The sequence below is a fragment of the Virgibacillus ainsalahensis genome, from assembly GCF_055380755.1.
On record NZ_AP043943.1, the window covers coordinates 1,869,003 to 1,888,779 of the forward strand.

A 19,777-nucleotide genomic window follows, 5' to 3' on the forward strand; every position below is an offset into this window, starting at 1 on the left:
CAGCGATTTTATAACACTTGGCATATCTAAAGCATTCACAAATTTCATTAATTTCTGCTACACCAGAATTTGTATAGCTTTCGCGCTCTTTTTGAAGTTTTAAGTAACGGAGTATAATAGAGTGGCATCAACCTTTGTTCTGCCGAATCTACCTTTACTTCAAGACCCGTGACCTGCCAGTCATGAAGCATGACGGGATGGTTTCGGAAAACGTGGTTCCTTCATTCCCATCCTCGGTTGTAAAGTTAGGATTAATAATTCCTGTATTTCACGCTTCAAATCGCTTATAAAGAACTTGTCAAGCGATGCTCTTTATAGGGACAATGGAAGAAATGATTACTTTACTAGTGAATGATTTTTCGTTTGTCCTTTCCCCTTGGTCATCTTGATTGTAACCTAGAAAGGACTTTGGAAACATTCTACTAACCCCTTCTATATCTTTCAACTCTTCCTGATGGCGTACCATAAAGTATGAAGAAGTTTATCTGAAAGAATACAATAGTCCAAGGGAGGCAAGGCAAGAACTTAAAAATTATATTACATTCTATAACCAAAAACGAATACATCAATCACTAGATTATCAGACTCCACAGACTGTCTACTATTCTTAAAAAATATCATTTTGTATATAAGGATAGAATAGAGCCATTGTCACGACAATTTGAATAAAATTTACAGTAAGAGAACTACACTTTGTAAGCCACCATTGACCTTGCTTTTGTCCGGAGTTAATTGCAGGTTAGCTAAAAATAAAGCCTAGAGGCTCACCTGTAACAAATGGTAACACGGACAAATCAATTCTAAGCATTCGCTGGCGGGGCCCCGACCCCTTCCACCGAATACTAAGAATTGGACGCTACGGTAAATGGCAAGCAGCAGAGCTGTGGCTAGATTCAACACTGAGAAAGCATCTATCTCCGTCGTGACAGGTGTTGTGTTTTATCCATGGACAGTGAATTAAATTAACAAAATATTCAATTTACCCTCCTCGTTCTTAGGGAACCTTTGTGAAGCTCCTCCTTGACAAAAGTTTTTTAGTGAATGAGAATGATGATGAAAACTGCTAAATCCCACTAGGGAGCATCCCCACGCTCCCCCACCTTAAATATTTAAAAACCGTGTCTTGACAATGGGGTCCACTTTAAATCGTATCGGTATGCTCTATCATAATCGCATATTTTTCCGACATAAAGTGGGATTTAGCAGCATTTAACCCCCCTTTTTCTGCACTATAACTATATAAGGTATTATGGGATAAAAGGAAATTTTTATAGGAGCGAAGTTTGTTACCGGGTATCCTATTAAAAATATTCAGCAGATCCCCTTTTAAATACTTTTGAATCTTTTCCATATACTGATTTACACCCAATGTATCACAGGTTTCAATAGCATAAAGAAAAATTTCTCTATATTTATGACTTTCTTCAATTCTTTCATCCACTGTCTTGCTGCGAATTGTATCCATCTATAGGTCTCTTTTATATATGGAGGTGCTTTTATTAAATATTTTACAGACAACGAGTAAAATTCTTTCCTTACATCGGTCTTTCTAATTGATAGTTTTACTTTCACAAAATCCTATTGCTTTACCATCACTAAATAAAGGCAAAATTTGTCAATAACTTCTTTACAGTTGATCCATTTTATCCAACATCTCCGTTTTAGTGGGATTCGTATACAACAATGTCGTATGAATATTTGAATGTCCAGCCTGATTTGCCACTTCATGAATACTCATTCCCTTATTAATTGCATTCGAACAGAAGAAATGACGTAACACATGAGGTGTGATCTTTTTACCAACCTCTTTTGAATATTTCTGAAATGCTGTATTAACAACGGTTCGATCAAGTCGCCGATTCCGATTACTAGGAAACAGGTAATCACTATCTATTCCTTTTTCTTTCCTTTCCTTCAACCAGGACTGTAATGCTATACGAACCTTCGCACTCATGTAAACAATTCTCGTTTTATCCCCTTTTCCATTTCTCACCGTAATTTCTCGCGTTACCAAATGAACATCATGAACATGCAAATCCAATGCTTCCGATAGTCTTAGCCCAGCATACGCAAATATCGTAGCTAAAGCATAATAGCGCATATGATCATCATCCAATATGACCTGCCGAAATTTCTCCACATCTTCATATACTACCGTAGATAAAGAAGCATATTGTTGTTGCACTTTTTCAAAATCCTTTTTTTCAATCACTACATTAGGCTGCACACATAATTCTTCCACCAAAAATTGGTTAAATTTCATTAATCCACTTATCTTAGTATTAATCGTTTTAGGATTGAGCTTTTTAACCGTTTTCAAAAAGGAGATATACTCAAGTATATTTTCACGATGAAGTTTTTGAAAGGATACGTCTTTCGATTCATCAAACCATTGTAAAAATCCTCTGGCTGATTGAACATATCCTTTTATCGAGTTTTCTTTCAATCCATTGTTTTGCAAATAAATATAAAATGATTCTATCATTTTTTCACTCCATAAATTATGTTGGATTCTGCAAATGTCTTTTCCTCTAAATTATGTTGGATTATATACTAATAATTCTATCAAACGAAAAGAAAAACACAACATAAATGATATTATGTTGTGGAATGTAGAACTCTCTATTTCTCTTATTTATTATTAAAATCCTAGTTATAGGCGAAAAGTTTCCAGTATTATTGTTCAATTATTACTACTTAGACTTGCAGTTACAGTAATTATCCTTTATCCATTTATATCCTTCATAATGTTTAGTTTATCATACCACCCATCTTTGAGAGACAATTTTATTAGAATATAGGATAGCAAAAATCGGTAATTGCAAACTTTTTTCTATCGTTCAATCCTATAAAATTTAAAATAAGTTGCAACAGTTAGCAATCTCTTAACGAAATAAGTATGTTAATCGCAGAGGTGAAAGAAACAACCTTTACAGTGACGGAATCAATTTAACGATGGTTGATATAAGAGTTAAAAAATATGGAAAGACATATTTCCGTGACTGGGAACAAGAAATTCTCTGACACCTATATTTTTTTGCTTAAATACAGCATTTTCTTTCCATGCTTATGGAATTAATTTGAAAGGATATATTACCGTCAATTTTATCAAATGATTTTTAAATATTGACAAAACCTATAGGAATTAATATGATTATATTAATCTATTACCTTAGCATAAGGAGGTGAGAGAGTGAAAAAGAGCACCAAATGGTATAACAATCAATTCTTCCCGTGGCTATTACCAATTGTCATTGTGGTGCTGTGGCAAATACTTGGTCATTATAAAATTATTACATCAACATTATTACCGACTCCAATCGAAGTTGTACAAGCCGGGATTCAATTATTCCAAACAGGCGAACTGCAAAAACATGTTTTGATCAGTACACAACGTGCGTTAATTGGATTTGCCATAGGCGGAATTATCGGTTTTCTTTTTGGACTACTCAATGGTACGATATTATTTTTTGAGAAAATGATTGATACAATTATTCAAATGATTCGAACTATTCCCCATTTAGCGTTGATTCCACTTGTTGTTTTATGGTTCGGGATTGGCGAAAGTGCAAAAATATTCTTAGTTGCAGTTGGGGTGATGTTCCCGATTTACATTAATACATTTAATGGTATTAAAAATGTTGATCCAAAGTTAATTGAGATGGGATCTGTTTATGGATTATCAAGATGGAAGTTGTTTACGAACATCATCTTACCAGGCTCCCTACCTGCGATTTTAGTTGGTGTTCGTTATGCGCTTGGAGTAATGTGGATATCACTTATTGTTGCAGAAACAATTGGGGCAGATTCAGGGATTGGATTTATGGCAACGAGTGCTCGCGAATTCATGCAAATGGACATTGTTGTTTTAACGATTGTGCTTTACGCAATTTTAGGTAAGTTATCCGACTTTATTGCGAAGATGTTTGAGCAACGTTTATTAAAATGGAATCCATCCTTCAATAAAAAGTAAGATTGGAGTTAGACTGGGGGGATAAGGATGTTCAGCATTGAACTAAAAGATGTAGGTAAAAGCTTTGGAAATAATGAAGTCTTACATAATATCAATTTATCAGTTAATCAGGGGAGTTTCACTGCCATTGTTGGACGAAGTGGTTGTGGAAAAAGTACACTTTTGCGAATCATCGCAAAGTTAGAAGAAGTTTCGAAGGGAACATTATCGTTTTCAGGTGATGAATCAAAAGAGCCAAAAATTCGCATCATGTTCCAAGATGACCGACTCATTCCATGGAAAAATATTTTAAATAATATCTCTATCGGTGCGGTCAATCAAGCAGCAGCAAAGGAATCGCTTAAAGAAGTCGGATTGATCGATAAGAAAACTGACTTGCCCGATCAATTGTCAGGCGGACAAAAACAGCGTATTGCCCTTGCTCGTGCATTAGCGACTAACCCTGATATTTTACTATTTGACGAACCGCTTGGTGCACTTGATGCACTTACACGTATGGAAATGCAAAATTTAATTGAAAATCTATGGCAACAACAGCAATTCACTTCTCTTCTCGTTACTCATGACGTCACAGAAGCCGTACACTTAGCTGATCGAGTGATTGTCATTGACAAAGGGAGTATTCAATTAGATGAAGAAATTGATCTACCCAGACCTCGCGTACGTGATGAAAAATTTACTTATTATGAGAAAAAAATATTAGACCAAATTTTAGGGGGATAAATGATGAAAAGAGGAATTTTTATTTTAGTAACATCATTAGTGATGCTAGTATTAGCTGCCTGTAGTAGTGATTCTACTACAGGAACTGCTGAAACTGACTCCGGTTCAAATAACAGCAATCAAGAAGAAGTAATCACCATCGGTTATCAAAGAGGTAACACTATAAATATCTTAAAAGAACATGGTAATTTAGATGAAGCATTAAACGAAGCTGGTTATACCATTGAGTGGAAAGTATTTTCTACTGGTACCGTATTATTAGAAGCATTAAATACGAATAATATTGATTTTGGTCACGCATCTGACGGTAACGCTGTATTCATACAGTCTGGTGGCCATCCGCTAAACTATCTAGCTTCTGAAGCACCATATCCAGAGGGAGTTGCATTAGTCACTAAAGAGGATTCAGATATTGAAACAGTAGAAGATTTAATAGGGAAAACGGTTGGTGTAACTAGAGGTGGTAACCAACATTACTTATTATTAGTTGCATTAGAAGAAGCAGGCATTTCTTTAGATGAAGTGGATATTAAGTTTTATAAAGATGCTGCAGAAGGCTTATCAGCATTTACGCAGGACGAGTTTGATGTATACGGTTCATGGGATCCATATTTAGCAATTGCGGAAGATACGATTGAAACACGTACCATTCTGAATGGTACTGATTTAACTGAAAATCGTACATTCTACTTTGCGACAGAAGAATTTTTAAATGAAAAACCTGAGGTTGTAAAAATCATATTAGAAGAATTACAAAATGCTGACCAATGGGCAAATAGAAATAAAACAGAAGTTGCTGAAATTTTAGCTGCTGAATTAGGTTTAGAAGCAGCTCCTCTGGAACAAGCAAATGAACGTCGTACGTTCGGTGTTGAAAAAATTGATGAAGAAATTATTACAAGTCAGCAACAGTTAGCAGATAAATTCTATGAAGTAGGACTACTTGAAAATGACATCAGTGTGGAAGACGCTGTCAACATCGACGAAGCAGTTATTCCGAGTAACCTAGAATAATATTGGAGGGATTCATATGACAAAGATGGTAGAAAATGCATTCTTAAGCTATGGAAAGTCTGATGCTCCTGTAAAAGTGGAAGTATTTTTAAATCTTGCATGTCCTTACTGTGCAACATTTTTCGAAGCAGCAGATCAAGGCTTAACACCCTATATTAAAAACGGCCAAGTACAGTATATTATTAAGCATTATGACAAACCCCGAGAAATGCTATTATATGGTACTTTAGTCAATTTATTCCTTGACTACAATGATCCAGAACGTATTTATACAATTATGAAAGACCTATTCGCTAACCAAAGCGAGTGGAGTGAGTCACATAGCAACTCCATCAAAAAAATGTTAGTAGACCAATACGGATTAAAAGAAGAACCTGATACAATTGACTTAAGTTTAAAAATTACTAATGAAGCCATTAGACGAGAAGTGAAGATGGTACCGACCGTATTCATTAACGAAAAGGAATTTCAATACCCTGTTGAAATTGATGCTCAACAATTAAAGGATGAAATTGAAGAAGAATTAACTTAATGTGAATAGAGTTCACTGAAAACCCCTTAATTTTTAATAAAGCGATAAATCTGTTATAAAAAAAGATGACTTCAATTCATTTATTGAAATTTGGAGTCGTCTTTTTGCTAAATATCTGCTTTTCTTAAAGAAATCATACTTCAATCCCACCTTTAACATTGTTCTTGACCATGGTTGAATCCTTTTGTCGGATGGAATAAAAAAACAGGCTTATGGACTCCATCCGCACAACAAGCGTACTATGGACAATCACTCCTAAGTTCCGCTGGTGGGGCCCCTACCCGTCCCCTTCCAGTGTCTGCAAAGAATCGGGCGTTACAGGTCAATGGCAAGCAGCTACGCTGTGGTTCTGATTCTATTCCATAAATACGTAATTTCATTTGTGGCTCTGTGTTCCGCAAACGGGGGCTCTTTTTTCCGCAATGACTGGCTCAAAATTCCGCATAAGTGGCTCAATTCTTCTGCAATAATCAGTGGCAATCGAATCGCCGTTAAAACATTGGATATGAATATGGCTTTCCCGGATATCGAAAAACAATTGAACCGTTTCGCTGAAAGATTCTTGTTAAATTAAGTATTACTGCATGATGGTAGGAACAGGAAGTCATACATAAAATCCCCACCTTTATAGATGGGGATTATTTGACGATTACTTTTTTACATCCAGGGCAGTATTCGAGCCTGGGACCAACAGCTTAGAAGGCTGTTGACATTATCAAGACAGAAACAGATATTCTAAGAAGAATCTTGGTCCAATAGACTTTTATTATACACTAATATGATTATTAACGATAGTTCCCAACCCCAAATAAAGAATTTCAACCCCAATTCAACCCCAACTTTATATTATGCACCTAGTTTCTACATTACCTTTCTGTTAGTGGGCTTAATTGTTTGGTGCATACTCAAGTATCTCGTTTATATTAATTAATTCAAAAAATTCCACTAGTCTACCGTTATCATATCACACGTTTGATTGTTACTATGTTGTGTCTAAGATAATTTATACAACTAGATATAATATAAATTCAGTAAATTTTCTAGATTAACTGCTATTCCTGCCTGCTCAAGTTCCTTTTTTCGTTTATTATATAGCTCCCCTATTAATTTGTCTGCCCCATTTCCGTAATGTATTTGATTATGACAAGTACTACATAAAGAAACAATATTCGCTTCCACATCTAACGAATGTTCAAATTGATTTTGATACCCCATTGGAATTAAATGGTGTGGCTCAGCATATTTAATATTCGTACTTTTCCTTATAAAGCTGGGATGTTTAGAATCGATCTCACAATTGTGACTAGCCCTAATTAAAGCATTCATTGAAACCTGCCTATTTCTTGGGTATGATTTAGCCTCCGATGATACTATAGCTTCTGGTTTTTCTTTTGGTTCCGGCGAGTATGGAAACACTGATTCGGGCATTTGAATTAGCATTTTATCAATATCGTTAATCAGTTTCTGGTCTTCTGTTTTTTCATTTAATTGAGTGTCCTTCTCCTTTAATAAGCCCAATAAAAGCTTCTTTTCGGCTTCGGTCTTTTGGATGGATGCAGACATTCCTATAATATATTCAGCCATTTCTTTATTAGCCGTAAATAAGTATCCAGTATTCCCCCTTCCTCTTATATTAAAAGGAGCTCTTGTTTTCGGCTGTAATTCCATTAGTTTATTCATATGATTAGATGTAACAATTGGATTAGCAATCGTATAATATTCTGTATCTACTCTCCATCCTTTATTGTTCCACTCATTTGATAATTCTACGGGTCTATTAGCCTCATAAACATTAGATTTAGCCACGCTGATGGCAACTATCTCTTTTAAATAGCTATGTAGTATTAAATCACCTTTTCTGACGTCCCTCATCTGATCCCAATGCGAGACTTTTTTACCGTTGTCGTCATGTTGAGGTGACCACAAATATTCACCTTTTGATTCCTCATTATAACTCTTGTTCTGAAATACAAAAAAATAACGTCTTCTACTCACTTGTTGTAACTGGTTTGTCTTATTTAAAATAAACTTTTCTAATTCGTTGGTTAATCTACTTGGGCTTTGAACAGATTTTAATCCTTCAGCTTTTAATAACTCATAAGGTAGTAAATTATCATCAAAGGTTTTTAAAAGTTGTAATTCCATATATCTTCCATACTCCTCAAAATTTGTACCATCAATAACATATTCGGAGTCGTACGGCTTTAATTCTGGCAAGTTAATTGCTATTGCTTTTGTTTCGAATTTAATTGAGCTATATGGTTTTCCAATATATATATATACAATATCTCCAACCTGGACATTGACACTTTGTTTCCAATTAATTCTTTGAAAATCCTGAAAAGCCCCGACTACATCATAATATTTTGGATTACAAGTGATAATCCATTTTCCCATTAACTTTACCCCCTCTTGTTTTATTTATCACGTTAGACTCTTCTAATGTCTATAAAACCCTACCAAAACATTAAACACATTATATATACTACTGTATGCACCTTCCTAGGGCCATTTACATGTGACACATAGTTTAGGAAACCAGTTAAAAGAATTTTAATGCATTTCAGCTTATGGTGAAACGTCCATAATATGCAATTTAATAAGTTGATTTTTGGATTGTATTCCAACTATTTTAATTTATTTCGCATGGTAAGTCTCCAATTTTGTCACCAAAAAGATTTATGTTAAGCCTAAATACTGGTGGTCGGGGTCAAATATAGCTTTTATCGCTGATATATCAGTATCAATAAAACACCCTGTGTAAAATTCGTGTAAATAGAGGAAACATCTTCTTCTAAAAAATAGCTCCAAGAATCTGGGAGTATTCGAATCCCCAGCCCCTGGTACCGGAAACCAGTTAAGCCCGTTTTATTTCCTTTCGGCCCGTACCTTAATTTCAGACGTACGTCACTGAATGTCACCTTACTAAGAAAAAACAATTTCCTTTTCTTTCTATGTAATGATAAGATGGGTTATCAATAGTTAGAAGCGAAAATTTTATTCTAACATCCTACCGGCGTTAAATGAAATAGTACTTCTGTAGCTTGAATTGAATAAACAGACTCATGAAAATAGTGCTAATACTATTCGGTTATGGCACTGTTTGTTTATGAAAAAGAGTTGGTTCTGAATTTATTGGAACCAACTCTTTTTCATTATTCAATTTCTAAGGGCGGTAAACTATTAACGAGATCAACTGTTTGAACAGATACGTTTATAATCGAAAGTAACAACTTAAAAATATACTTCTCATCATCTGAATATTCATTTGGATTATCAACTAGACCTGATTTCTTGTCTTCTTTTACCTGATACTGTTCCATAACCCATTCGATTGCTGATTTCCCATTCACGATATATTTGTATGCCTTAGAAGGCACATTCTTTATAGATATATCTGAGTTTACAATAATCGTCCCCTTCTCATTTCTCTTTGGAAAACGCATCTTCTTCACGAAATAGGAAGGTGAAGAAGTTGCGTATTCAACATCTACTGAAGGATAGGGGGCTTCTGCCTCATAGTTTAAGTGTAGATTAATTAGTTCATTACCAATTCGAACAAATTGCTCCTTGTTTTTCAAGATGGGGATATGTGGAAAACCCTTCTTCAAATCGTTTTTATATTTCTCTTTATATTCGGGTGAGTGTAAAACAGCATACACATAAGCAAATACATCATTATCTGATAATTTCAAACTCTTCTTCATCTCATCGTTAATGTTTGTTGACTTTCCAGTAAATAGCCCATCTTTTTCAATAACATGATTAGTAAAGCCTTGGCCCGAATCTTGTAAGTGTAAATTGGGAATATTATCTAAAACTATTGCGGAGAAATCTCTACTTGCGCTTTTTCCTGTGATATAAATTACTCTGGTATCTTCACCCATAATATCTTTGTATTGTCCTGGACGTTCAATGATTCGCTCATCATAAAACAACCACTTTTTCACAAAAGGTCGATACATACTCAATTTAATTTTATCTGCATCTACTTGTAACTTTTCATTATTGACAAAACGATTGCTTAACTTAGCTGTCCATTTTATATAAGCATCATCTAATCGTCTAGCAGCCAACTTCTCCTTCTTTTCAGTAATAGGGCTTAAACGCTCTACTTCATGATTATAATTTTGCACTATATTAAAAGTATTTTCTTTTACCTTTTCTTTATTAAAACCATAGACCCAAACATCGCGATTCGTACTGACCCCTACTGCTCTAGTGTAAAAATAGCCACCTTCCATCGATGGATAACTTGTATAATCTTGATCTCGTTGATTTATCCAATCATTGTTATCATCTGGAGTAATAGAAGACCACTTAATCCCTTGGATTGATTTAAATTTTTCAATGACTTTAAGTTTTTCATCTCGTGTTAAATAATCACCTATATCATGATAATGGATTTCATGCTGATTTGTTCCATCTTTTACTAATACAGTAATAACAATCGGTGTTCTTGTACCTTCACCGAAAACATTTCCTGCTTCTTTCTGTCTTATCACTCCAGATGAACGAGCATCTCCACGTAAATTAAAAATATAAATATGATTAAATTCCTCATGCCAGGACTTACGTAATCCATCAGTACTTTGACTATCGATGAAAGAGGCATTCGAAACAAATCCAATAACACCTCGTTCTCCTATACGGTCACTTGCCCAACGATATGCCTGAATATAGGTATCGTATAATGATTTTTTAAGGTTAGCTTTACTAAACCTTCCATATGTTTTATCAATTGCCTTTTTTAACTTAGGATACTCTACATTCTGATTATTATCATTTGCACTTGTTTGTCCTACTGAATATGGTGGATTTCCAATGATTGCAAAAATCGATTCTTTTTGCTGTTTTTCCAAACGAGCATTGTTTTCATCAAATAAAACGTCATCAAAGCTATTTTCTTTTTCAGTTGTATCAAATGTGTCTGTTAATACCATTCCTTCAAATGAGGTATAATCTCCCTTATGCATGGCATGAAATGTCTCTTCAATATTAATAGTAGCAATATAATAACTTAATAATACAATTTCATTCGCATGAAGCTCTTGAGTATATTTTCGTAATAAATCTTCTTTTGGAACTAAGCCACTTTGTAAGAGGCGAACAATAAATGTCCCTGTCCCTGTAAACGGATCTAAAATATGAACACCTTTATCCCCAATTGATTTTCCAAAATGCCTCTTTAAGACATACTCAGCAGATTGAATGATAAAATCAACCACTTCAACAGGAGTGAACACAATTCCTAGCCGATCTGTTGTTTCTTTAAAACCAACTTTAAAGAATTTGTCATAAAGCTGAATAATGATTTTTTGTTTTGCTTCCAGGTTGTCGATGCCTTCTGCCCGTACACGCACACTTTCATAAAAATCTTCTAGTTTTTCTTGTCCTCTTAATAATCCCCGTTTATCTAACACATCTAAAATAGCCTCCATTGAATGAGAGACAGGATTATTATTCACAAAGCTATAAGATTCAAATAAGGCTTCAAAGACCGGCTTCGTTATTAAGTGCTGCGATAACATTTCAATGGCCTGTTGTTCCGTAATGGAATCATTAATATTGTGACGGATGCTTTTCATAAACTTTTGAAATTCTTGATATGTAGCACTACTTTTATCCTCCAGCATAACATTGATCCGCATAATATGCTTTCGGGCTATCTCCGCAACATCTTCGGACCATTGCTCCCAATACTTCACATTCCCCACTTTTTGAACGATTTTTCCGTATATAGCACGTTCCAATTCGGATAATTTTTCCTCAGATAAATCTAATTCTAATTGTTCAGTTCCCGCCGTACTATCTAAATCTTCAGGTGCATCACCAATTCCAATAACTTGTATCTGAGTTGGTTTGTTTTTGTTCAAGTCCAACTTATTGATGGTTGCATCAAATCGTTCATCAATAGAGCGTAACGCGTTTAAAATTTCCCAAACAACTTGATATTTTTCATTGTTATCAAGTATGGAGTGGGCTTCCGATCCTGAAGGCACACCTATTGGAAGAATAATATAACCATAATCTTTTCCTTCTGCTTTACGCATCACTCTACCAACAGCTTGTGCTATATCAATTTTAGATTTTCTTGGCTTTAAAAACATAATAGCGTCTAAATCTGGAACATCAACACCCTCTGTTAAAAAGCGTGCATTGGAAAGTACCCGACATGTATTGTCTGGAACCTCACTTTTCAACCAATTAATTTTTTCATTTTTTTCAATCGCATTCATAGAACCGTCCGCATGTTCAATATCAATCGAAAATGGATTAGAGTAGTCTGCACTTTCATACAGATACTCTTCCACTACTTGTGAAAACATTTCTGTGATTTTTTTGGAATCCTTGATTGTTCCCGTAAAAGCAATTGCCCTTTTCATCGGATCTCCTAATGTTTCATTAGTAGTTCCATTCCTCTTAACCAATCCGTTCCAGCATCCAATAATTTTAGTCACATCATCAAAAGCTAATCCTGACTTGTTATCAGCTAACATATCTTGAAATCGTCGAGCAATCACATCTTCTTCAACCGCCAAAACCATTACTTTATAATCAGTTAGTATCTCTCTGCGAATCGCATCTCCAAACCCAATCCGATAAAACTCAGATCCATATGTGTCAGGATCATTCATATCCGCAATAATTACAGACTTTTCTTCTGCCTTTTTCTTGGCGTCTTCTCCATAAACACGTGGTGTTGCTGTTTGATAAAGACGCTTAAAAGCTTGAACATTATTATTACTATGCACTTTTGTAAAAGCTGAAGCTTCCTGGTTTAATTCTGTTGTACCGGTTGTTCGGTGTGCTTCATCACATATAATTAAATCGAAATCATAAAAACCATTTTTTTGTGCTTCAATAATGACATCAATCGATTGGTAGGTCGAAAAGACAGCTATAAATTCTGCCGAAGTATTTTGTTGTTCAATCGTATGTTGGTATTCCAATAATTTATCAGCATTTGTTGTTGCAGGATAACCAATATCGGCAGTTGCTATATCTTCAATTTCAGTTCCAATTCTTTCTTTGGTTACCTTACGGTCGGAACATACAGCGATTGAATCCATATTGTAATCCGTGTCTGCGTTCCAGCTACGTAAGGATTGAGAAAGCAATTGAATACTTGGAACTATATACAAAACTTTGAATGTGCCTTCTTTTTCTTTAGCCATTTCTTCTGCTATAGCCATAGATGTAAAGGTTTTTCCGGTTCCAGGCGCCATTATCAGTTTGCCCCGGTCTGCATCTTGAAACCCATTTACGACAGCTTCAATAGCTGGCTGCTGATGCGGTCTTGGTGTTTTCTTGTCTTTTAATGCTACCTCTTTTGGGTGATTAAAACTGTACGCAGACCAATTGATCCGACTTTCTTGCAGCTCTGATAGAGAAATACGCATGATGGATTTATCACGAGAATTTAGGGACTTATCCGCGTTATCACTCCATTTATCGGTAGTGGTTACGATAAGTCCTTCTGCGTAATAACTTTTTCCTACTTCGTTTAAGAAGGAGTCGATATGCTCTTTCCTTATGACGGTATCTTTTGAATAATATTTACACTGTACGGCAACTAATTCACCTGTTTCACGTTTCCTAGCAACTAAATCTACCCCTGTATCTTTCTTTGGAATATGATATTCTGCAGGAACATCACTCAGCATCCATATTTGATCAAAAAGACGTTTATACATCGGTTCATTTTCTAAATATGTAATAACTAATAATTCAAATAACGTGCCTCTATCTCTTTGTTCGCGTTGTTTATCATCTATTTCTTTAATCAATGAAACAAAACTTTTGTAGCTGCTTTTCTCCATTTTTGTCACCTTTCCTCTATAATTAATATTTCAGAAATTATATTTACCATTAATCAACCAACATTATTTAACAAACCACTTCTTTTAAATACTCTGATCCAAAATCTTGCCTTATTTATCATATCACCAATCTACAGAACTATCTTTTTTAAAAATACAACTCCGGACCAGATCGTTCACCCGCAGCCCGGTATTTATTCCGATCAAAAAAATCAGCACATCACGCGCTGCCATTTCCGGCCGTTTAGATGTGCCTTTATTGCCTCGTTTAATGGCCAGTTTCATTTCTTCGATTTCTTCTGCACTTCGTAGTGGCTCCACGTGATACATTTTGGTTTGTTCAAGCATAACACAACCTCTTTTGTACGTATTAATTAATGACATTATAACATTTAAAAATAAAAAAAGAGGGAAATGCTGTCATATCAGCAATAAAATGTGATCATATCTAAATTCCTTACAAAAAGGGCGCGACTGAAGAAGGTGGAAAATGACCAGACTTTTTTCAAAAGCAACAATAGCTACATTCATATTTCATGAACAATGGCGTCTTATTTTAGAGACATACTTTCCATGATTAAGGATATTAGAACTTTTTCAGAGTTCTAACTATCTAAGGTGGGTTATAGACCTAAAAACACAGATTTCTTTTTAATTCAAGATATTGTTTAAAACAAGGGTAAAGTATGATGGATAAGGTGAGATATTCTCGCGAATTTCCTTTTCCTTGTTTTTAATCATTTTTTTTAATTTTCTTTTGCTTTTTGGTACTCCTGAGACTTTTAAAACTGAACTTAAACTTAAAGAAATAACTCTATCGGCGAAACCTAATTCATAAACCATTATACTTAATAAATTAGGCAGACCATACTTTAAACGCTTTTGCAATATCTTAAGGTTGTCAAAAATATTTTCATCATCTTGTATATCTATTAGAGTTTCAGCTAACTCTACTACTGCTCCAACAAGAAGCATACCTTCATATGAAAATGCGTTTTCGCAAATTTCTACAACATGGTCTATCTTAACCTCTCTTCTCTGTTTTTTAGTAACTATTCTAATATTCTTTTCCTTAAAGATATTAAGTAATTCCTCATATGATTTTCCACTAATCCATCCCAAGGCTATATCTTTTAGGACCTCTGGTCTTTCGCATTTATTAAATACGCTATTATTAATATTCTCAGAAAAGAGTGGCCATAGAACTTTTAATAACTCCTCAATAGTCTCGCAATTCTTTATTTCTTCTAAATGCCTTGTAGTCCAATCTTCAATTATCAAAGCAGATTCTACTCCATACAGCATCTTTCCAAACAATTTAATTTTTGAATTCCGGGGAACTTTTTCAGAGATATTCCTGGCGAGTAATTTAAAAAGAGTGACAATTTGTTCCTTCAACTGTTCATTAGCCAAAGAATAAGCTAATGTTTCTTTGGCAAGGGTATCTATTTTAATTTCATCTATTTCTGAAGTGATACCTCCCCAATTAGCCATCAAATAACTTTCAATAGATGAGATTGCATCTATTTTAGTAGAAATTTGTCTATTAAGTCCATCCGTTGTAAACCCCTCTTTTGCATATAATGTTGCAATTTTTTCTATGCCCTTAAAAAACTTATCAGGATCCTCTATGTAAGCTTTAAAAAACTTCATGTAATCAATTTCATATTCATATTGTTTACTATCACTATATAGTGGTTCAAATATTTTTAACAGCGAACTTCCAACAGGTTCTGAGTTATCTGGGTCTAATAATTCTTTCACTTGTTGCCAGCGCCATCTATGTTTTACACTGCTACGTTTATCATAAACACTTGGATCTGCAAAAATAATACTTCCTTCTGTATGTATACCCGACCGACCAACACGACCAATTAAATTATGAAAATCACGAACCTTCATTCTATCAATTCCTTGATAAATGCTTGTTACGATAAGATATTTAATTGGAAGATTAACTCCTTGCGCTAACGTTGATGTACATATTACAAATTTAGCCATACCTTTTTTCATAGAATGCTCAACAGCTAAACGAATACCAGAAGGTATATTCCCGTGATGTGTTAATATCCCTAACCCCGCACTTTTAGTTTCAGGTTGCTCTGCACCAAGATGGCATCTATATAGAAAATGAAGTTTCTGTATTTCGTTACTTTCCGAAAAAACATAAGGCGTTTTTAAGGATAATCCACGATCATAAGCATCAATAATTTTGGTACAAATACTTGATACACTATTCTTCTTGCCACAAAATATGGCCACACTTCCATTCGAAACAAGCTTTAATCCTAAAAATGAAGAAATGGTATTACTGTCATTTTTTTCAGGAAAAAATCTTTCTTTTTTTTCCCTACCCTTTAATTGTAGTTTTTGCTGTTCAATTATTCTTGGTACATAAAATTCATTTTCATCAGGATTTTGTTTATTTACAAATTCAAGCCTTCCAAGGCGATCTAACCAACTTGCTAATGCTACGGTACGATAAGTGGGGGACAGATTAATACCTGAAACCACTCTGCTCTCCTCTCCATTAAGCCAAGAGCCTACAACTTCCGCATTGCTTATTACCGCTGATATTAACACCTTTTGTACTCTTTCTGAGACCATCCCTTTTAATGATGTTAGTAGTAATTCGTAGTTAATTCCACGTGTTCCGCTATCAAACTGATGACCTTCATCATAAATTAATAGCCCTATTTTTTCCGCCAATTCTGTAGAATGACGAAGCATGTAAATAAGTTTTTCTGGAGTAACAACAAGAATTACTTTTTCCCTAAGTATTGATTCAAGTTCGAAATCGATTTGAAGTATATCAGTCAGTTCATCAATATTAATAGAGTCATTCTCGAAAGATCTATTTAGGCTTTCACTAATTTCATGGCATAAAGATTTAAAGGGGGCTACAATTACAGCTAAAGTGGTTCTTTTTGATAAAAAGGCACTCCTAATTATTACTTCTGTCGCCTTAGTCTTTCCTGCACTAGTTGGTAATTGAACTACAGCAGATTCCCCTCTAAAAACTCCATTTCTTCCTAGTAAATGTTGGGCAGGCCAGAATTCTTGTATGAAATTCTTATTCCTTAAAATATTTTCCCAAGTCTCAGAAGTAAGACCAGAATAACCCGGTAAAGATTTCCAAGTAGAATTTTCTATTCTTTTTCTTACCACTGCGCTAATTACATCGGAAAAAAGTAATTCTCTTGATGTACCAAACTGGTAAGTTTTATTCCTTAGACGAGATATAACTTCATATATATCCTGCTCTTTAGAACCGGAATCATAAAAATTGCTTACTAACAGTGAAATTTCTTGTATTTCACTTTTATAAGTCCCTTCATCCATCTCTAAATCAGATGAAAAATCCCCACTAAGAAGCCAAACCAATAAAACATCTAAATTAGAACATCCTAAGTTAAGATCCTCTTTATTAACACGGTTTACTAAAACTGAGGAGCTTCCGGGTAAATCGCATAGATAATAAGAAGCTGATCCCAACAATAAAACGTATGTATCTAAATCTGTTCGAAGATTTGTTTGTAAATATGCATCAAAAAAATGTGCAGAAAATAGTAGCTTATCACGCAATTCCTTAACATACTGTTCATCTACATTATCTGAATTTAAATGAGCAGATAAATCGCCTAACAACCCTATTGTTAATGAAAAAAGCATTGATGGGTCTCTAGTAAGTTTAATATGATATTCTTCACTGACACCGTATTCATTCATCTTTGCTTTTGATCGAGTAGCACCTAATAGTTGTTTAGATTGTTTCTCAGGCTTCATCTGCTGCCCTCCTATACAATTCATGAACAAGATTCATCATATCTTCACCGTGAATCACTATTAATTTCAGATTATCCTTATTGGGATGATTGTTAGTAAAAGTATTAGAAATCACCGCAGGATCATATAAGGTTGAAGAGAATAAAGCTGCAGCTCCCGAAATTTCATTATAAGGACGATCAATAGGATTTTGAAACCTGTCTATACTATTGGCTTCTCGAAGTTTGTTTTTATAAAATAATTGTTGCTTAATTGCATTGAGAGATTCAGCTTTTCTGGTCAGATCCTTAACTGAATCATCAACTGCTTTTTGAAGTGTCGGTTTAGCTTTTTTTCCAGAGAACTGTGCCTTCGCTTCAATGATTGCTAATGTATCTTCGGGTGTATCTTCTCCGTCTTTAATAATTTTAAAGGCTAGGATATCGCTACCCTTTGTTGATTCATTACTAACAGTTTTTGACCCATAGCGAGTGCGAGGTATCCAATAGTTAAGTACGAATTCAAGGTAATCAGCAACTAATATCTCACTAAAATCACCAGATCGGATGCTTGGACCTGGAGGAGAAGAATCAGGAAATTTAATTTTATTTAGATATTCAGCTTTGGTGTAACCATAGCCATTCCTGAAAAAATCAATTTCTTCATCTAAACAATAGTGTTGTCGAAAGTGTTTTGCCCAAGATGATAGAGTTTCTTCATCATTTTCGTGTTTGAATTCCAATACTTCTATTTTTTTACTTTCAGAGGTTGAAATAAAAGTCCCTGTATTTACAAACCATCTAACATGTTCCTGCATAGTTGATATCATGTTTTCCATTCCCCTATTAAATATATTTCTATAACTTGAATAATTTAATTATATTTCACCAAATAACCAGGCTATGATTTGATTTTTTATAAAACAAAGCCTGTATTTCATATCGACTTTTGCATCTAAACGATACTCCTCTTTATATCATATATAGTATTTCTTGATATTCCAACTTCACGATGAATGTCCATTACACTTTTTTGTTCACATAACAACTGTACCACTTTATCATAAATCACTTTATCCTTCCCTGTAGCACCAGCATGATATTTCTTCTTACCACCGCGAAATTTACCTTGTTGTTTGGCTATCTCGATACCTTCTTGCTGTGCAGTCCTTGTACGTTCTCTTTCTTCGTCAACCATCCATGAAAGCAGTGTTAGCACTAAATTGGAAACTAACTGCCCAACTCCTTCAAGCTCTTTATATTTTCTTGTATCAAGAATTGCCATATTTAAGACGACAATATCAATTTCTTCTTTAATAAGTGCTTCCCATTCTTCTTTTATTTCCTTTTTGTTTCGGCCAAAGCGACGACCGCAACGGCAGGAATCTGCAAACCTGGGCCATTCCAACCTTTATACAATTACTTATGATATGGCTCATTTTTTTGTATTTTGAAAGATCGGTATATTTGTTCTAGCAGGATCATCTTCATTAATTGATGCGGAAATGTCATTTTGGAGAACGATAGCTTTTGATCTGCACGTTGTAATACTTCGTCACTTAATCCATTTGAACCTCCGATAACAAAAGATAATTGACTCTTGCCGTGGATACTAAGCTTATCCATTTCTTTTGCTAATTGTTCTGATGACCAATTTGCTCCTTTAATATTTAAAACAATGACATATTGGTTGAATTTTATTTTACTTAGAATACGTTCGCCTTCCTTTTGTTTTACTTGGAGTAACTCTTTCTCACTCATTTGCTCTGGTGCTTGTTCATCATTCACTTCATCCATCGTTAGTTTACAATAAGGACGTAATCTTTTTTCAAACTCTGCAATTCCCATCCTTATGTACTTTTCTTTGATTTTACCGACACTCACGATTTGAATTTGCAAGTGAAATCACCTCTATCTTTAAATACTCATTAGTACAATGCAGCTAGTA

At 34.6% G+C, this 19,777-nt stretch carries 13 protein-coding genes and 1 pseudogene; 5 read left to right on the top strand and 9 right to left on the bottom strand.

Annotated features, from left to right (window positions below):
* Positions 1-455: 455 nt before the first annotated feature.
* Positions 456-602, top strand: a pseudogene (locus ACZ427_RS09025) (integrase core domain-containing protein); the annotation flags it as partial.
* A 539-nt stretch (positions 603-1,141) separates the two neighbouring features.
* Here the strand turns inward: ACZ427_RS09025 and ACZ427_RS09030 are convergent.
* Both ACZ427_RS09030 and ACZ427_RS09035 read right to left on the bottom strand, forming a co-directional pair.
* On the bottom strand, positions 1,142-1,441 hold the full coding sequence (locus ACZ427_RS09030; protein WP_461177712.1) for a hypothetical protein: 300 nt from the start codon (positions 1,439-1,441) through the stop codon (positions 1,142-1,144).
* A gap of 186 nt (positions 1,442-1,627) precedes the next feature.
* A complete protein-coding gene (locus tag ACZ427_RS09035; RefSeq protein WP_461177711.1) occupies positions 1,628-2,485 on the bottom strand; it encodes a tyrosine-type recombinase/integrase in 858 nt (285 codons plus the stop codon).
* A 708-nt stretch (positions 2,486-3,193) separates the two neighbouring features.
* Between ACZ427_RS09035 and ACZ427_RS09040 the strand changes: the two genes are divergently transcribed.
* From ACZ427_RS09040 to ACZ427_RS09055, 4 genes are read left to right on the top strand one after another with little or no spacing between them, the layout of a single operon-like run.
* Positions 3,194-3,973, top strand: a complete 780-nt coding sequence (locus tag ACZ427_RS09040; protein WP_461177710.1) for an ABC transporter permease subunit — start codon at positions 3,194-3,196, stop codon at positions 3,971-3,973.
* Positions 3,974-4,000: 27 nt separating this feature from the next.
* Positions 4,001-4,696 (top strand): ABC transporter ATP-binding protein, encoded by a 696-nt coding sequence (locus ACZ427_RS09045; protein ID WP_461177709.1) that lies wholly within the window; start codon positions 4,001-4,003, stop codon positions 4,694-4,696.
* On the top strand, positions 4,697-5,710 hold the full coding sequence (locus tag ACZ427_RS09050; protein ID WP_464883561.1) for an aliphatic sulfonate ABC transporter substrate-binding protein: 1,014 nt from the start codon (positions 4,697-4,699) through the stop codon (positions 5,708-5,710).
* Between the two features lie 16 nt (positions 5,711-5,726).
* A complete protein-coding gene (locus ACZ427_RS09055) occupies positions 5,727-6,242 on the top strand; it encodes a thioredoxin domain-containing protein (RefSeq protein WP_461177707.1) in 516 nt (171 codons plus the stop codon).
* 1,011 nt (positions 6,243-7,253) lie between these two features.
* Here the strand turns inward: ACZ427_RS09055 and ACZ427_RS09060 are convergent.
* The 7 genes from ACZ427_RS09060 to rlmH form a co-directional block, all read right to left on the bottom strand.
* Entirely contained in the window at positions 7,254-8,639 is a 1,386-nt protein-coding gene (locus ACZ427_RS09060) for an HNH endonuclease (RefSeq protein WP_461177706.1), read from the bottom strand.
* A 758-nt stretch (positions 8,640-9,397) separates the two neighbouring features.
* Complete coding sequence (locus ACZ427_RS09065; RefSeq protein WP_461177705.1) at positions 9,398-14,065, bottom strand: DEAD/DEAH box helicase; 4,668 nt, start codon at positions 14,063-14,065, stop codon at positions 9,398-9,400.
* A 123-nt stretch (positions 14,066-14,188) separates the two neighbouring features.
* A complete protein-coding gene (locus ACZ427_RS09070; protein ID WP_461177704.1) occupies positions 14,189-14,413 on the bottom strand; it encodes a site-specific integrase in 225 nt (74 codons plus the stop codon).
* A 303-nt stretch (positions 14,414-14,716) separates the two neighbouring features.
* Entirely contained in the window at positions 14,717-17,851 is a 3,135-nt protein-coding gene (locus ACZ427_RS09075; protein WP_461177703.1) for a DEAD/DEAH box helicase, read from the bottom strand.
* Positions 17,841-18,668 carry a Hachiman antiphage defense system protein HamA gene (locus ACZ427_RS09080; RefSeq protein ID WP_464883562.1) on the bottom strand — a complete coding sequence of 276 codons (828 nt, stop codon included), beginning with the start codon at positions 18,666-18,668 and terminating at the stop codon, positions 17,841-17,843. The genes ACZ427_RS09075 and ACZ427_RS09080 overlap by 11 nt, the downstream gene beginning before the upstream one ends.
* 116 nt (positions 18,669-18,784) lie before the next feature.
* Positions 18,785-19,237 (bottom strand): serine integrase family protein, encoded by a 453-nt coding sequence (locus tag ACZ427_RS09085; RefSeq protein WP_461177701.1) that lies wholly within the window; start codon positions 19,235-19,237, stop codon positions 18,785-18,787.
* Between the two features lie 11 nt (positions 19,238-19,248).
* Positions 19,249-19,728: a 23S rRNA (pseudouridine(1915)-N(3))-methyltransferase RlmH gene (gene rlmH, locus ACZ427_RS09090; protein WP_461177700.1), complete on the bottom strand. Its 480-nt coding sequence runs from the start codon at positions 19,726-19,728 to the stop codon at positions 19,249-19,251.
* Between the last annotated feature and the right edge of the window lie 49 nt (positions 19,729-19,777).

Excerpts from the sequence above, each read along its gene's own strand:
- ACZ427_RS09075 (WP_461177703.1), bottom strand. The coding sequence starts at position 17,851 with ATGAAGCCTGAGAAACAATCTAAACAACTATTAGGTGCTACTCGATCA.
- ACZ427_RS09065 (WP_461177705.1), bottom strand. The coding sequence starts at position 14,065 with ATGGAGAAAAGCAGCTACAAAAGTTTTGTTTCATTGATTAAAGAAATA.
- ACZ427_RS09055 (WP_461177707.1), top strand. The coding sequence starts at position 5,727 with ATGACAAAGATGGTAGAAAATGCATTCTTAAGCTATGGAAAGTCTGAT.
- ACZ427_RS09060 (WP_461177706.1), bottom strand. The coding sequence starts at position 8,639 with ATGGGAAAATGGATTATCACTTGTAATCCAAAATATTATGATGTAGTC.
- ACZ427_RS09080 (WP_464883562.1), bottom strand. The coding sequence starts at position 18,668 with ATGGAAAACATGATATCAACTATGCAGGAACATGTTAGATGGTTTGTA.
- ACZ427_RS09070 (WP_461177704.1), bottom strand. The coding sequence starts at position 14,413 with ATGCTTGAACAAACCAAAATGTATCACGTGGAGCCACTACGAAGTGCA.
- ACZ427_RS09045 (WP_461177709.1), top strand. The coding sequence starts at position 4,001 with ATGTTCAGCATTGAACTAAAAGATGTAGGTAAAAGCTTTGGAAATAAT.
- ACZ427_RS09035 (WP_461177711.1), bottom strand. The coding sequence starts at position 2,485 with ATGATAGAATCATTTTATATTTATTTGCAAAACAATGGATTGAAAGAA.
- ACZ427_RS09050 (WP_464883561.1), top strand. The coding sequence starts at position 4,697 with ATGATGAAAAGAGGAATTTTTATTTTAGTAACATCATTAGTGATGCTA.